Source organism: Enterobacter sp. LM3 (genome assembly GCF_046622475.1).
Taxonomy (GTDB): domain Bacteria; phylum Pseudomonadota; class Gammaproteobacteria; order Enterobacterales; family Enterobacteriaceae; genus Enterobacter; species Enterobacter cloacae_P.
In genome coordinates this window covers 212,179-226,177 of the sequence record NZ_JBJURN010000004.1, presented here as the reverse complement: position 1 = coordinate 226,177, position 13,999 = coordinate 212,179, and the positions used below count along the sequence as shown (strand labels likewise).

11 protein-coding genes are annotated in these 13,999 nt (G+C 54.9%); 6 read left to right on the top strand and 5 right to left on the bottom strand.

Going from position 1 to position 13,999, the window contains the following annotated elements:
• Positions 1–69: 69 nt before the first annotated feature.
• From purC to ypfH, 4 genes are all read left to right on the top strand, one after another.
• A complete protein-coding gene (gene purC / locus ACJ9N4_RS07125) occupies positions 70–783 on the top strand; it encodes a phosphoribosylaminoimidazolesuccinocarboxamide synthase (protein WP_014071282.1) in 714 nt (237 codons plus the stop codon).
• 119 nt (positions 784–902) lie between these two features.
• The gene (locus ACJ9N4_RS07120; protein WP_182272236.1) at positions 903–1,772 is read left to right on the top strand and encodes a neutral zinc metallopeptidase; all 870 of its coding nucleotides are present in this window, start codon (positions 903–905) and stop codon (positions 1,770–1,772) included.
• Positions 1,772–3,745: a tRNA(Met) cytidine acetyltransferase TmcA gene (locus tag ACJ9N4_RS07115; RefSeq protein ID WP_182920056.1), complete on the top strand. Its 1,974-nt coding sequence runs from the start codon at positions 1,772–1,774 to the stop codon at positions 3,743–3,745. Before ACJ9N4_RS07120 ends, ACJ9N4_RS07115 begins: the two co-directional genes overlap by 1 nt.
• A 73-nt stretch (positions 3,746–3,818) precedes the next feature.
• Positions 3,819–4,514, top strand: coding sequence for an esterase (gene ypfH / locus ACJ9N4_RS07110; RefSeq protein ID WP_182272235.1), 696 nt, complete (start codon positions 3,819–3,821; stop codon positions 4,512–4,514).
• 54 nt (positions 4,515–4,568) lie between these two features.
• Here the strand turns inward: ypfH and ACJ9N4_RS07105 are convergent, their stop codons facing one another.
• Genes ACJ9N4_RS07105 through ACJ9N4_RS07095 form a run of 3 tightly spaced genes read right to left on the bottom strand, consistent with a single transcriptional unit; the run spans position 4,569 to position 6,280 of the window.
• Positions 4,569–4,766: a YpfN family protein gene (locus ACJ9N4_RS07105; protein ID WP_182272234.1), complete on the bottom strand. Its 198-nt coding sequence runs from the start codon at positions 4,764–4,766 to the stop codon at positions 4,569–4,571.
• 25 nt (positions 4,767–4,791) lie between these two features.
• Positions 4,792–5,919: a succinyl-diaminopimelate desuccinylase gene (gene dapE / locus ACJ9N4_RS07100; protein WP_182272233.1), complete on the bottom strand. Its 1,128-nt coding sequence runs from the start codon at positions 5,917–5,919 to the stop codon at positions 4,792–4,794.
• 10 nt (positions 5,920–5,929) lie between these two features.
• Positions 5,930–6,280 carry an ArsC family reductase gene (locus tag ACJ9N4_RS07095; protein ID WP_182918755.1) on the bottom strand — a complete coding sequence of 117 codons (351 nt, stop codon included), beginning with the start codon at positions 6,278–6,280 and terminating at the stop codon, positions 5,930–5,932.
• 387 nt (positions 6,281–6,667) lie between these two features.
• Here ACJ9N4_RS07095 and ypfM point away from each other — a divergent pair, with 387 nt between their 5' ends.
• Positions 6,668–6,727, top strand: a complete 60-nt coding sequence (gene ypfM, locus ACJ9N4_RS07090) for a protein YpfM (protein WP_015572204.1) — start codon at positions 6,668–6,670, stop codon at positions 6,725–6,727.
• Positions 6,728–6,847: 120 nt separating this feature from the next.
• On the opposite strand, the gene acrD is transcribed toward ypfM, so the two are convergent.
• Together acrD and narQ are read right to left on the bottom strand one after the other, a co-directional pair.
• On the bottom strand, positions 6,848–9,961 hold the full coding sequence (acrD, locus tag ACJ9N4_RS07085; RefSeq protein ID WP_411500364.1) for a multidrug efflux RND transporter permease AcrD: 3,114 nt from the start codon (positions 9,959–9,961) through the stop codon (positions 6,848–6,850).
• 201 nt (positions 9,962–10,162) lie between these two features.
• Complete coding sequence (narQ, locus tag ACJ9N4_RS07080; RefSeq protein WP_182918753.1) at positions 10,163–11,857, bottom strand: nitrate/nitrite two-component system sensor histidine kinase NarQ; 1,695 nt, start codon at positions 11,855–11,857, stop codon at positions 10,163–10,165.
• A gap of 151 nt (positions 11,858–12,008) precedes the next feature.
• On the opposite strand from narQ, the gene aegA reads away from it, so the two are divergent.
• Positions 12,009–13,985 (top strand): formate-dependent uric acid utilization protein AegA, encoded by a 1,977-nt coding sequence (gene aegA / locus ACJ9N4_RS07075; protein WP_182918752.1) that lies wholly within the window; start codon positions 12,009–12,011, stop codon positions 13,983–13,985.
• The last annotated feature ends 14 nt before the right edge of the window (positions 13,986–13,999 follow it).

The window sequence follows — 13,999 nt, the reverse complement described above, 5'->3', positions numbered from 1 at the left end:
TACGCAAACGTGTGCGTGGCATAATATCCCCAGTTTTGAACACAAATCATCACACCAGGAGTAATGAAGATGCAGAAGCAAGCTGAGTTGTATCGTGGCAAAGCGAAGACCGTATACAGCACGGAAAACCCGGATCTGTTGGTGCTCGAGTTCCGCAATGATACGTCAGCAGGGGATGGCGCGCGCATTGAGCAGTTCGATCGTAAGGGCATGGTGAACAACAAGTTCAACCACTTCATTATGACCAAACTGGCCGAAGCGGGTATCCCGACCCAGATGGAAGCGTTGCTGTCCGATACGGAATGTCTGGTGAAAAAACTGGATATGGTTCCGGTTGAGTGTGTCGTTCGTAACCGTGCCGCGGGCTCCCTGGTGAAGCGTCTTGGCATTGAAGAAGGTATTGAACTGAACCCACCGCTGTTCGACCTGTTCCTGAAAAACGACGCCATGCACGATCCAATGGTCAACGACTCTTACTGTGAAACCTTTGGCTGGGTGAACAAAGAGAACCTGGCGCGCATGAAAGAGCTGACCTACAAAGCCAACGACGTGCTGAAAAAACTGTTTGATGATGCGGGTCTGATCCTGGTCGACTTCAAGCTGGAGTTTGGTCTGTTCAAAGGCGAAGTGGTGCTGGGTGATGAATTCTCACCGGATGGCAGCCGTCTGTGGGACAAAGAAACTCTGGATAAAATGGACAAAGACCGTTTCCGTCAGAGCCTGGGTGGCCTGATTGAAGCCTATGAAGCGGTTGCCCACCGCTTAGGCGTTAAGCTCGACTAACCCCTCTGTCGCCAAAGGATGTTCGCATCCTTTGGCTTCTTACCGTTGTTTCCTATGGTAATCTTGCCGCTAACCGCCTACGATCATAACTATTATAAATGGAATAGTTCGAGGTAGTTATGCGCTGGCAAGGGCGTCGTGAAAGTGACAATGTAGAAGACAGACGCAGCAATGATGGCGGTGGCCCTTCAATGGGCGGCCCCGGCTTCCGGCTACCCAGCGGAAAGGGCGGTATCATTCTGCTTATTGTGGTTCTGGTTGCGGGTTACTACGGTGTCGATCTTACCGGTTTAATGACCGGACAACCTCTTCAACAGCAGCAACACTCTCAGCGCTCCATCAGCCCGAATGAAGATGAAGCGGCTAAATTTACCTCCGTTATCCTCGCCACCACAGAAGACACGTGGGGTCAGCTGTTCGATAAAATGGGGCGAACCTACCAACAGCCGAAGCTGGTGATGTACCGTGGCGCGACCCGTACCGGATGCGGAACCGGGCAGTCGGTGATGGGGCCGTTCTACTGCCCGGCTGACAGCACTGTCTATATCGATCTCTCTTTTTACGATGATATGAAACGCAAACTGGGTGCCGACGGCGATTTTGCCCAGGGGTATGTGATTGCGCATGAAGTCGGACATCACGTGCAAAAATTGCTGGGTATTGAGCCTAAAGTACGTCAGCTGCAGCAAAATGCCTCTCAGGCAGAGGTGAATCGTCTTTCTGTGCGTATGGAGCTACAGGCAGACTGCTTTGCGGGGGTCTGGGGCCATACCATGCAGAAGCAGGGCGTTCTTGAATCAGGTGACCTGGAAGAGGCGTTAAATGCCGCGCAGGCCATTGGGGACGATCGCCTTCAGCAGCAGAGCCAGGGGAGGGTGGTACCGGACAGTTTCACACACGGTACGTCTGAACAACGTTACAGCTGGTTCAAGCGCGGTTTCGACAGCGGCAACCCGGCGCAGTGCAATACCTTTGGCAAAGCCATGTGATGTTGCCGTTTGAACGTCTGATTAACCAGCTCCAGCGTAAAGGGCATCGTCGGCTGGTGGTGCTCAGCGGCGATGCGCCGTGGGCACAGGCACAGGCCGTTGCTCTGCGAGATACCCTGCCTGGCGACTGGCTGTGGCTGGATGAAAACCACTCACAAGCCATCAGTGGGCTGTTGGGACGCGAGTTTCTGCACGCGGTTTTTGATGCCCGTACCGGGTTTGATGTTTCAGCCTTTGCAGCACTGAGCGGGACGCTGCGTGCCGGGAGCCTGCTGGTGTTGCTGGTTCCTCCTCTCTCTGGCTGGGCGAGGACGCCGGACAGCGATTCCCTTCGCTGGAGCGACACCGCCGAACCGATTGCCACTCCGCATTTTGTGTACCATTTTTGCCGGACGATTATCGCCGATCCTGATGCGATCGTGTGGCAACAAGAGCAGCCTTTATCACTTCCTCCATTTTCTGATGAACCTGACTGGCTGCCTGCCAGCGGTGCGCCGCAGCGCGAGCAGGCCGATATTCTGGCGGTACTCCTGGCAATGAAAAACGGCGTGGTGGCCGTCACGGCTGCGCGCGGGCGCGGAAAGTCGGCGCTGGCGGGGATGCTATTAAATCGCATACCGGGCCGGGCCGTTGTCACCGCTCCGACAAAAGGGGCCACGGATGTGATAGCCCGTTTTGCCGGGGAACATTTTTACTTTATGGCTCCGGATGCGCTGCTGGCGTCCACGCTGGAGGCTGACTGGCTTGTTGTTGATGAGGCGGCGGCTATTCCTGGCCCGCTTCTGGAGAAACTGGCCGCGCGTTTTCCTCGCGTACTGCTGACGACGACGGTTCAGGGCTATGAAGGTACGGGGCGAGGATTTTTGCTGAAATTCTGCACCCGCTTCAGCGACTTGCAACGCTATAGCTTATCAACACCGGTTCGCTGGGCTGCCGGGTGTCCACTTGAACGGGTGGTCGCCCGCGCGCTGTTGTTTGACGATGCGCTCATCGACCAAAAACCGGAAGGTGAAGTATGTTTAACCTCACTGGAGCCACAGGCGTGGGAAAGCAACCCGGCGCTTGTGGCGAGCGTTTATGAACTGCTGTGTGCCGCGCATTACCGCACATCACCGCTGGATTTACGCCGCATGATGGATGCGCCCGGCCAACACTTTGCTGTCGCACAAACCGGCTCTGCCATTGCTGGCGCGCTCTGGCTGGTGGATGAGGGCGGTTTAAGCCCTGAACTGAGCCGCGCGGTGTGGGCGGGTTTTCGTCGGCCTCGTGGGAACCTTGTGGCGCAGTCGCTGGCGGCACATGGCTGCTCTCCTCTGGCGGCGACGCTTAAGGGGCGGCGGATAACCCGCATTGCCGTTCATCCCTGGCGTCAACGGGAAGGTATCGGACAGGCGCTGATCCACAATGCAAGGGGTCAGGATTATCTGTCGGTCAGTTTTGGTTATACCGACGAGCTGTGGCGTTTCTGGCAACGATGTGGTTTTGTGCTGGTGCGAATGGGCAGCCATCGCGAAGCCAGCAGTGGCTGCTACACCGCAATGGCGTTACTGCCACAGAGCGAAGCGGGGCATCGGCTGTGTGAACAGGCGCAACAACGCCTGCGTCGCGATGCGCGGATCCTGTCGTTCTGGAATGACGAAAAGATCCCGGTGGAGGATGGCTGGGAAGCTACCCTTAATAATGACGACTGGCTGGAACTGGCGGGGTTTGCCTTTGCCCACCGGGCGTTTTCTACCTCTGTTGCCGCGTTAACACGCTTGCTGCTCGCCGTGGAGATGCCGCTCCCGGCCCTGCGCGGTAAAATTGAGGGGAAAAAAGACGACGCACAACTCAGTGCTGAACTGGCGCTCTCCGGGCGAAAAGCGCTGCTGGCAAGGCTTCGCAGCGAAGCGATACAGGCGCTTGAATGTCTTGATAATCCGCGCTGTCAGACGCTGAAGAACACGGTTTTGCAATGGCAATTTTTTCAATGACTTCTTCAGTAAAGTGGCATGGTCATTCACTCCGGGAGGTGTAGGATCCAGGTCATCAATTAAGGAGACCGCCATGAAACACGACCATTTTGTTGTTCAAAGTCCCGACAAACCGGCTAAACAGTTACTGCTTCTGTTTCATGGTGTTGGCGATAACGCCGTCAATATGGGGCAGATTGGCAGCTGGTTTGCACCTGTTTTTCCCCAGGCGCTGATTGTCAGCATTGGTGGTGTGGAGCCGTGTGGCCCGAACGGGCGACAGTGGTTCTCCGTGCAGGGCGTGACGGAAGAAAATCGTCAGGCGCGGATTGATGCCATCATGCCGACCTTTATCGAAACGGTACGCTACTGGCAGCAGCAAAGCGGCGTAGGCGCGGATGCCACGGCGCTGATTGGCTTCTCGCAAGGGGCCATCATGTCGCTGGAGAGTGTAAAAGCGCAGCCGGGTCTGGTCTCACGTGTTATTGCCTTTAACGGCCGTTTTGCGACGCTACCGCAAAGCGCAACAACGCAGACCACAATCCATTTGATCCACGGTGGTGACGACCGGGTGATTGAGCTTTCGCATGCGGTTGCCGCGCAGGAAGCCCTGATCCGCGAAGGCGGGGATGTCACGCTGGATATCGTTGACGATTTGGGTCACGCGATTGACGATCGCAGCATGCAGTTTGCACTCGACCATCTGCGTTATACCGTACCGAAGCACTACTTTGATGAAGCGCTCAGCGGCGGTAAGCCGGATAACGATGATATTGTAGAGTTTATGTGAGAAAAGACCCTCTCCCCTTGTGGGGAGAGGGTTAGTGCGAGGGGGATGAACGAATTACTTCTTCTGGTCTTTCTTCGGCCAGTTGTCGTCATCGTCCCACTTGTCGTTAAAATCACGATGTGGCGGAAGGTCAGGCTTGTTGGCGAGGAATTTTTTGTGGTCAACGCGCTTAAGATCTTTAATTACGTTAAGCACCACGCCAACCAGAAACACCAACACCAGAATCCACCAGTACTTTGAAAGCCAATCCATTTGCTATTCCTTCTCAGAACAGTCGTCAGGCGACGAGCTGCTCCATGATGCGTTGATACATACGGGCCAGTAGTTGTAAATCTGCCGCATTTACACATTCATTTATTTTGTGAATGGTTGCGTTCACCGGCCCCAGTTCGACAACCTGAGCGCCCATCCGGGCGATAAAGCGTCCGTCTGAGGTACCGCCCGTCGTCAGCAGTTGTGGCTTAATTTCATTATAGTGTGCGATGGCACTCACTACCGCATCCACCAGTTTCCCGCGCTGCGTCAGGAACGGCTGGCCGGAAAGCCACCACTCCACGGTATAGCGCAGTTGATATTTTTCCAGCAGCGCGATCACGCGCGCTTTGATCATCTCGTCGGTCAGTTCCGTACTGAAGCGGAAGTTAAACTGGACGAAGAAATCACCCGGGATCACGTTGTTGCTGCCGGTACCGGCCTTCACATTGGCAATTTGCATGCTGGTAGGCGGGAAGAACTCATTGCCTTTGTCCCACTCAATGCCTACCAGCTCGTTCAGCATCGGTGCTGCGCGATGCACGGGGTTATCGGCCAGGTGAGGATAAGCTACGTGCCCCTGGACCCCATGAATGGTCAGGTTACAGGTCAGCGATCCGCGACGACCGTTTTTCACCACATCGCCCACCACTTCGGTACTGGACGGTTCGCCGACCAGGCAGTAGTCCAGACGTTCGTTGCGCGCCATCAGCGCCTCTACCACCTTCACGGTGCCGTGATGAGCGCTGGCTTCTTCGTCGGAGGTGATCAGAAACGCGAGGCGGTTTTTATGGTTCGGGTGCTGGGCAACAAAGCGTTCCGCCGCCACGACCATCGCCGCCAGCGAGCCTTTCATATCTGCCGCACCGCGGCCGAATAGCATGCCATCGCGGATGGTGGGTTCAAACGGTGGGTTGATCCAGCGGTCCGCATCACCTGCGGGAACCACATCGGTATGACCAGCAAAGGCCAGCGTTTCACCCTGGCCGCGCCATGCCCAGAAGTTCTGCGTGTCGCCAAAATCCATACGTTCAACGGTAAACCCGATGGCACGCAGGCGCTCAATCATTAATGCCTGACAACCTGCGTCGTCCGGGCTAAGGGAAGGACGGCGAATAAGCTGCTGAGTCAGCTCAATGACCGGGCATGACATAAACTACACCTCAACGAAAAAAGTCAGAATAAAGGGTTTCACTGAAACCCAGCAGCATAGGCTGCCCGGGCGCGCAGAGCAATGGGCGTTTGATAATTGCTGGCATTTCGAGCATCAGACTGGCTGCGCTGTCGGCGTTGTTGATGCTGGCACGCAGTGATTCGTCCAGTTTACGCCAGGTGGTTCCACGGGTATTGAGCAGCGCTTCCCAGCCCAGTTCGCTGATGGCAGTATGCAGAAATTCTGCATCAAGCCCATCGGCGCGGTAGTCGTGGAAGCGATACTGCACATTGTGTGCTTCCAGCCAGCGGCGAGCCTTTTTGATGGTGTCACAATTTTTAATGCCGTACATCACAATCATGGTGAATCCTTTTGTTCTTATGATGATTAAATGTTCAGTAATTTCGAATTTTTATCCTTAAGTGGAATATAACACATTCGGGAATTCTATTAATTTACAATTCTTCTTAATTCAACTCACACCTGTAAGCTGAATATTCTTTCATCATTTAAGCATAGATGTTCATAAGGGTTAAATTTCTAATAAACTCAGTCAGTAATTTAGAATTTACCTGCCTGTAAGGTTATTTCAAAATATTGCTATACGTCACACAAAATTTACGACCCTGCGTTCATATTTATCATAAATCCAGGACGGTAGCGGGGTACAATCGGTGCATCTGGTTAGATTGTCTTCACAATGATGGTACGTTTTCGTAGAATACGCATAATAATAAGAGAGGTTGTTATGATTGAACGTGAACTGGGGAACTGGAAAGATTTTATCGAAGGCATGCTTCGTAAATGACATTCAGGAAGAATTGCAAGAGCACTAAAATAAGTAAAATAACCATAGTGTGAGTTAATCACACAGTAAAAAGGCGGCTATAAGAGCCGCCTTTTTTTATACCCTAAATAATTCATTGGGTTATTCAGAACGTTCCCTGAGAGGGAAGCGGCGACGCACCAGCACAAAGAACAGAGGAACAAAATAAATGGCCAGGATTGTGGCTGAAATCATGCCACCCATGACGCCCGTACCCACCGCGTGCTGGCTACTGGAGCCTGCGCCTGAACTGGTTGCCATAGGTAATACGCCAAAGACAAACGCCAGAGAGGTCATCAGGATCGGGCGTAAGCGCTGACGGCAGGCGTGTAGCGTGGCAGCCATTAGCTCATGCCCTTTGGCATTCATCTCGTTGGCAAATTCGACGATCAGAATGGCGTTTTTTGCCGACAAACCGATAACGGTGAGCAGCCCTACCTGGAAGTAAACGTCGTTTTCCAGACCGCGCATCCAGGTTGCCAGCAGTGCGCCGATCACACCAAGCGGTACCACCAGCATGACCGAGAACGGCACTGACCAGCTCTCATAGAGCGCGGCAAGGCAAAGGAATACCACCAGCAGCGACAGCGCATACAGTGCAGGAGCCTGAGCCCCGGAGAGACGCTCCTGGTAAGACATTGCCGTCCACTCCAGACCAAACCCGGTGGGTAACTGTTGCACCAGTTTTTCCATCGTGTCCATTGCGGTACCGGTACTGACGCCCGGGGAGGCCTCACCGATGATTTCAACAGCAGAATAGCCGTTATAGCGTTCCAGACGTGGTGAACCGCTCTCCCAGTGCGAAGAGGCAAAGGCTGAGAACGGCACCATGCCGCCTGAATTATTACGCACAAACCAGCGGTTGATATCGTCCGGTAACATACGGAACGGTGCGGCAGACTGAACATACACCTTTTTCACGCGGCCACGATCCATAAAATCATTCACATAGCTGGAGCCCCACGCCGTCTGCAGGGTGTCGTTAATATCGGCGATGGACACCCCCAGTGCCTGCGCTTTGCGCTGTTCGATATCAACCTGCAGCTGCGGGCTGTCATCCAGACCGTTATGTCGGACGCGGGTCAGGTCAGGATTTTTTCCCGCCAGCTCTAACAGTTTATCGCGCGCCGCCATCAGTGCCGTGTGGCCAGCGCCCGCGTGATCCTGCAGTTCCATATCAAACCCGGCGGAGCTGCCGAGGCCGCTGATGGCCGGAGGGCTGCTGGCAAAGACGCGCGCTTCCTTGATGTGTGCAAAGGCTTTTGTCGCGCGCTCGATAATGGCAAACGACGTGCCCGTTTTTGTGTCGCGCTCGTTCCAGTCCTTCAGGCGTACAAACATACGGGCGACGTTCTGCCCGTTACCCCCCGGGCCTGAGCCGACGGTCGAAAATACCGAAATGATGTTATCTTTCTCTTTGGTGAAGAAGTACTGTTCCACCTTTTCGACCACTTTCAGAGTCTGCTGTTGCGTTGCGCCGCTCGGTAGTTGCACCGAGGTGGTGAACATGCCGCGGTCTTCCATCGGCAGGAATGAGGTGGGGAGGTGCAGGAACAGCCAGACCATTCCGCCCAACAGCACAACGTAAATCATCATCCAGCGCAGGCTGCGGTGCAGCACCTTACCGACGCCCATTTCATAACGTGCGGCATTGCGGTTGAACATACGGTTAAACCAGCCGAAAAAGCCTTTCTGGCCGTGGTGTTCACCTTTATTCAGCGGCTTAAGGAGGGTGGAACAGAGGGCAGGGGTGAGGATCAACGCCACCAGCACGGAAAGCACCATTGCGGAGACGATGGTTATCGAGAACTGACGGTAAATGGCACCGGTTGTGCCGCCAAAGAAGGCCATCGGAATAAAGACCGCCGAGAGCACCATCGCGATGCCGACTAATGCTCCCTGAATTTGCCCCATTGATTTACGCGTCGCCTCGCGCGGCGAAAGCCCCTCTTCGCTCATGATACGCTCGACGTTTTCAACCACCACGATGGCGTCATCCACCAGAAGGCCGATAGCCAGTACCATTGCGAACATGGTCAGGGTGTTGATGCTGTAACCAAACGCGTAAAGCACCGCAAAGGTGCCAAGCAGCACTACTGGCACGGCAATGGTTGGGATCAGCGTGGCGCGGAAGTTTTGCAGGAACAGGTACATCACCAGGAACACCAGCGCGATGGCTTCCAGCAGGGTCTTCACCACATCCTCAATCGAGGCTTTAACGAAGGAGGTGGTTTCATAGGCGACTTTGTACTCCAGACCGTGCGGGAAATACTGCGACAGCTCATCCAGTCGGTCTAACACCAGCTTCGCCGTAGCCATTTCATTTGCACCGGAGGCCAGCTTAATGCCCAGACCGGAGGCCTGATTACCGTTAAAGCGGCTCAGGTAGTCATACTTCTCCGCCCCCATTTCCACCGTGGCGACATCGCCCAGGCGGACTTCAGAACCGTCCTGATTCACGCGCAGGGTAATATCGCGGAACTGATCGGGTGTCTGGAGCAGCGACTGCGAGTTAATGGTGGCATTCAGCGCTTGTTTATCGACGGAAGGCGTTCCCCCCAGTTGCCCTACGGCTATCTGAGCATTCTGGGATTTAATGGCATTCGTGACGTCGGTTGCCGTCATCTGGAAGCTGTTCAGCTTGTTGGGATCAAGCCAGATACGCATGGAGTACTGTGAGCCGTAGGCGTCGATATCGCCGACGCCGTTAATACGGCTGATCGGATCCTGAATATTACTGGCAACGTAGTCCGCAATATCCTGCTTATCCATTGAGCCGTCGGTAGAGACAAAAGCGATGGTCAAAATGTTAGTGTCACCGGTTTTACGCACGGTAACGCCCTGGTTCTGAACCGCCTGAGGCAGTTTGCGCATGGCCGACTGTAACTGGTTTTGCACCTGTTGCACCGCTTCGTCCGGGTTGCTACCCGCCGTGAAGCTCAGGGTGACCGTGGCCTGGCCCGTGGCGCTGCTTTGTGAGGACATGTACATCAGGTTATCCAGACCTGTCATGTTCTGCTCGATAACCTGCGTCACGGTATTTTCCAGCGTCTGCGCCGAAGCACCAGGGTAGTTAGCCGTGATGCGCACGTTTGGCGGAGCCAGATCGGGGTATTGCTCAACAGGAAGTGAAGTAATGGCCAGGACACCTGTCAGACACAACAGAATGGCAAGTACCCAGGCAAAAATGGGGCGATCGATGAAAAAATTCGCCATGAAAGTGTGACCTCGTTTTGCTGCACGTCATTATTGTATATTGCCTGCAACACTGTAACGGCAAGACAAAGGCCAAACGTGGAGAAATAAAGGAGATAGTGTAAATTATCATTCCCTTTTTACCTTCTCCCCCACGCAGGCTCGGGTGAAAATATCACGTATCCGTAAGACGGGCTGTTGATATAGCGCCTTACTTTGCCGTTATTTATCCGCAAGCGGGGAGGGAGAACGGAATGTTACACTCACCTGCGTTCCACCGTTTTGCGGCTGTGAAAAGTGCAGCGCTCCTCCGAGCCGCCCCGCGCGTTCGCGCATAATGTTTAGCCCGTAATGTCCCGGCGGTTCGCTGGCCTCGCCAATGCCGATACCGTTATCGCGAATGTTCACGATGTGAGTGCCATCCGCAGAGGTCACGCAGCTCACGGTGATCTCGCTGGCCTGGGCGTGCTTAATGGCATTCAGCACGGCTTCACGCACGATCTGTAATAAATGCACCTGCTTTTGTGCGTCCAGTGCCAGGGAAGAGAGACGACAGTCAAGATACAGCTTCGCCTGTGTTTGACTCTGCAACCCGTCCAGCGACTCCTGGAGTGCGGCGGGAAGATTGGCGTGGTTAAGCGTCAGACGGAACGTCGTGAGCAGTTCACGTAGCTGATGCCAGGCGTTGTTTAATTCGCGGGAGAAGTCCGTGATGATGGTTTGCGCCGGGGTGTTCTCCTCCGGTATGGCATGACGGAGGAGCGTAAGCTGGATGCGTAAATACGACAGCACCTGCGCCAGCGAATCATGCAGCTCGCGGGCAATCGTCGCGCGCTCTTCCATCAACAGCAATTGCTGGTAATGCTTTTGTGCCTGGTTGAAATAAAGCCCGCGCCCCAGCATTGTCGCCACGCTTTGCATCAGCGTTTGGGGCACCGTGTCCGTTTCGCTTTGCCAGCGCAACTCACCATACAGGGTATCCTGCATCAGCACTGGCAGGCTTTGCAGTGGGGCACTTTTCGACGCATTCCCTTCGCATAGCCGCCAGTCGTCGCTGGTTCGTAGCTCCAGGTAATTCATCTGCGTGTATTCGTGCACAATCTGCAAAATATGTCTGAAACTGTGGCTGTCTATCTGGCCGGTATTCAGTGCCTGAGAACATTTGAACAACATTTCGAGCTGTTGATGGGCTTCATTCAGATGCTGCGTCTTTTCCGCAACGGAGTGCTCAAGCGAGCGATAAAGCGTGTGTAGCTCGGCCGACATATGGTTGAACGCGTGGGAAAGTTGACCCAGTTCATTCGGCAAAGCGGTATCTGGTGCGGGGGTATCAAATTGTCCCTGCTCAATGCGTTCACTTGCTGCCACCAGATTGTTCAGCGGCAAAACCACCTGGCGACGGATCCGTCGCAGGGTTAACGCCGTCAGCAGCAGGATGCCAAGACCGCCAGCCAGCGATATCAGGATGACCAGCTGTATTTTATGTTCGGTGTAATGCTGGAGCGTGAGCACAAAGGTATCGATGTGGCCGACAAAATCTTCAATGTGATCCTGATACCACGCGGTATCTCCGCTGGCGATACGCTTATCCATCTCCTGCCAGGCAAGATGCAGTTGCTGATAGCGCTGTTTGACATCGTCCGGTACGTACCAGCGGTTCAATTTCTGCAGGGCAGGCGCGCTCAGGGTTTGTTGCCAGATCTCGCGATGCGCCACCAGCGAGGGGCTGTGTCGCTGCATCTCGTAGCCCAGTCGGTAACTCTGCATGCGCAGTGAACCGGCAATATTGATGGCTTCGGCGTCACGCTGGCTACTGGCGAGCGTCAGCAGGGCGATGGTGCTGGTCAGAACCGACAGCACAATAATCGAAAAGAAAGCCCGGGCCAGGCTTCCGGAAACGGGTCGTTTAACGGTCACAGAACAGCTTCCTGAATAAAATTGATCTGCCACAGGTTCACTGGAAATAGTTTGGCTTCCGGGCATGTGAATATTGCCTGATCGCGCCACCGTGGGTAAATACAGTACTTATATAAAGAATAAGGTTATTGAACCAAAAACAGGTGTTGTTATGAATCGTTTTATTATGGCCAACAGCCAGCACTGTATTGGATGTCGTGCCTGCGAAGTCGCCTGCGTGATGGCGCACAACGGTGAAGAGCACGTCCTGAGCGAGCGCCATTTTCATCCCCGCATTACGGTGCTCAGGTCAGGCGAAAAGAAAACCCCCGTCACCTGCCACCACTGCGAAAATGCGCCCTGTGCACAAAGCTGTCCGAACGGGGCCATCAGCAAACACGACCACAGCGTACAGGTGAATCAACAAAAATGCATTGGTTGCAAAGCCTGTGTGGTCGCCTGCCCATTTGGCACGATGGAGATTATCGTCACGCCGCTCGACAACGACAGCGTGAAGGCCGAAGCACACAAATGTGACCTCTGCCTGACGCGCCCGCAAGGCCCGGCCTGTATCGAAAATTGCCCGGCGGATGTCCTGACGCTGGCGACACCCGCCGTCCTCGACAATCTGGCAAAATCGCGTCGTCAGCGCACTGCTCGTCTGGAAGCGCAACCCTGGCATGGCGAAGCGGTTGGTCATGACGTGGTGCAAACTAAACTGCAGCAGATGCAAAACACGCCGCAACGCGGTGAGCCGGATAAGCTCAGCCCGCAGGAACGCGCCGGCCATTTTAATGAAATCACCCTGCCGTTTCGGGCAGAACAGGCTCAACGTGAAGCCTCGCGCTGCCTGAAATGCGGGGAACACAGTATTTGCGAATGGACGTGCCCACTGCACAACCACATCCCGCAGTGGATTGAACGTGTCAACGCAGGAGATATCGCCGGTGCCGTGGCGCTCTCTCACCAGACCAACTGTTTACCTGAAATTACCGGCCGCGTCTGTCCGCAGGACAGATTATGTGAAGGGGCCTGCACAGTGCGTGATGAATCAGGTTCAGTGACCATTGGTAACATCGAGCGCTATATCTCTGACCAGGCGCTGGCGATGGGCTGGAAACCGGATATGAGTAATGTTTCCCCGGTGGGGAAACGGGTGGCCGTTATCGGAGCAGGGCCTGCCGGGCTCGCCTGCGCTGATGTGCTGGTGCGCAGCGGTGTGAGCGTCACCGTCTATGATCGTCACCCGGAAATTGGCGGTCTGCTGACGTTTGGCATTCCGGCCTTCAAGCTGGATAAATCGTTGCTCGCGCGGCGCAGAGAGATATTTACTGCGATGGGGATCCATTTTGAACTGAACTGTGAAGTGGGCCAGGACGTGTCGATGTCTCAGCTACGAAGCGATTACGATGCCCTGTTTATTGGTGTCGGCACCTACCGTTCCATGAAGGCCGGTATACCGCACGAGGACGCACCGGGCGTGTATGACGCGCTGCCTTTCCTGGTGGCGAACACGCGCCATGTGATGGGGCTGGAATCGACGGTCAAAGAACCGTTTATCGACACCCGGGGTCTGAACGTGGTGGTGCTCGGTGGGGGAGATACCGCGATGGACTGCGTGCGTACCGCGTTACGTCACGGTGCGGCGAAGGTCACCTGCGCCTACCGTCGGGATGAAACCAACATGCCTGGCTCGAAAAAAGAGGTGAAGAACGCAAAAGAAGAGGGCGCTGAATTTGAATTTAACGTCCAGCCCGTTGAGCTAGTGCTTGCCGCTGACGGGCAGGTTAACGGCATTCGGATGCTGCGCACCGAACTGGGTGACGCGGATGCCCAGGGACGCCGTCGGCCTGTTCCGGTGGCGGGCAGTGAGTTTGTTATGCCTGCTGATGCGGTGATCATGGCGTTTGGTTTTAATCCGCACGCGATGCCGTGGCTGCAGGCGCAGGGTGTCGAGACGGATGACTGGGGGCGTATCATTGCCTCCGTAGAGGGGCGCTATCGCTACCAGACCACCAACCCGCAAATTTTTGCCGGGGGTGATGCGGTACGCGGTGCGGATCTGGTGGTGACTGCGATGGCAGAAGGACGTCATGCCGCGCAGGGCATTCTCGACTGGCTTGAAGTAAACGCGCCAAAAATGCACTAAATCCGGCGAGCGAC

Excerpts from the sequence above, each read along its gene's own strand:
- aegA (WP_182918752.1), top strand. The coding sequence starts at position 12,009 with ATGAATCGTTTTATTATGGCCAACAGCCAGCACTGTATTGGATGTCGT.
- ACJ9N4_RS07115 (WP_182920056.1), top strand. The coding sequence starts at position 1,772 with ATGTTGCCGTTTGAACGTCTGATTAACCAGCTCCAGCGTAAAGGGCAT.
- ACJ9N4_RS07095 (WP_182918755.1), bottom strand. The coding sequence starts at position 6,280 with ATGATTGTGATGTACGGCATTAAAAATTGTGACACCATCAAAAAGGCT.
- ACJ9N4_RS07120 (WP_182272236.1), top strand. The coding sequence starts at position 903 with ATGCGCTGGCAAGGGCGTCGTGAAAGTGACAATGTAGAAGACAGACGC.
- acrD (WP_411500364.1), bottom strand. The coding sequence starts at position 9,961 with ATGGCGAATTTTTTCATCGATCGCCCCATTTTTGCCTGGGTACTTGCC.
- purC (WP_014071282.1), top strand. The coding sequence starts at position 70 with ATGCAGAAGCAAGCTGAGTTGTATCGTGGCAAAGCGAAGACCGTATAC.
- ypfH (WP_182272235.1), top strand. The coding sequence starts at position 3,819 with ATGAAACACGACCATTTTGTTGTTCAAAGTCCCGACAAACCGGCTAAA.
- dapE (WP_182272233.1), bottom strand. The coding sequence starts at position 5,919 with ATGTCATGCCCGGTCATTGAGCTGACTCAGCAGCTTATTCGCCGTCCT.
- ACJ9N4_RS07105 (WP_182272234.1), bottom strand. The coding sequence starts at position 4,766 with ATGGATTGGCTTTCAAAGTACTGGTGGATTCTGGTGTTGGTGTTTCTG.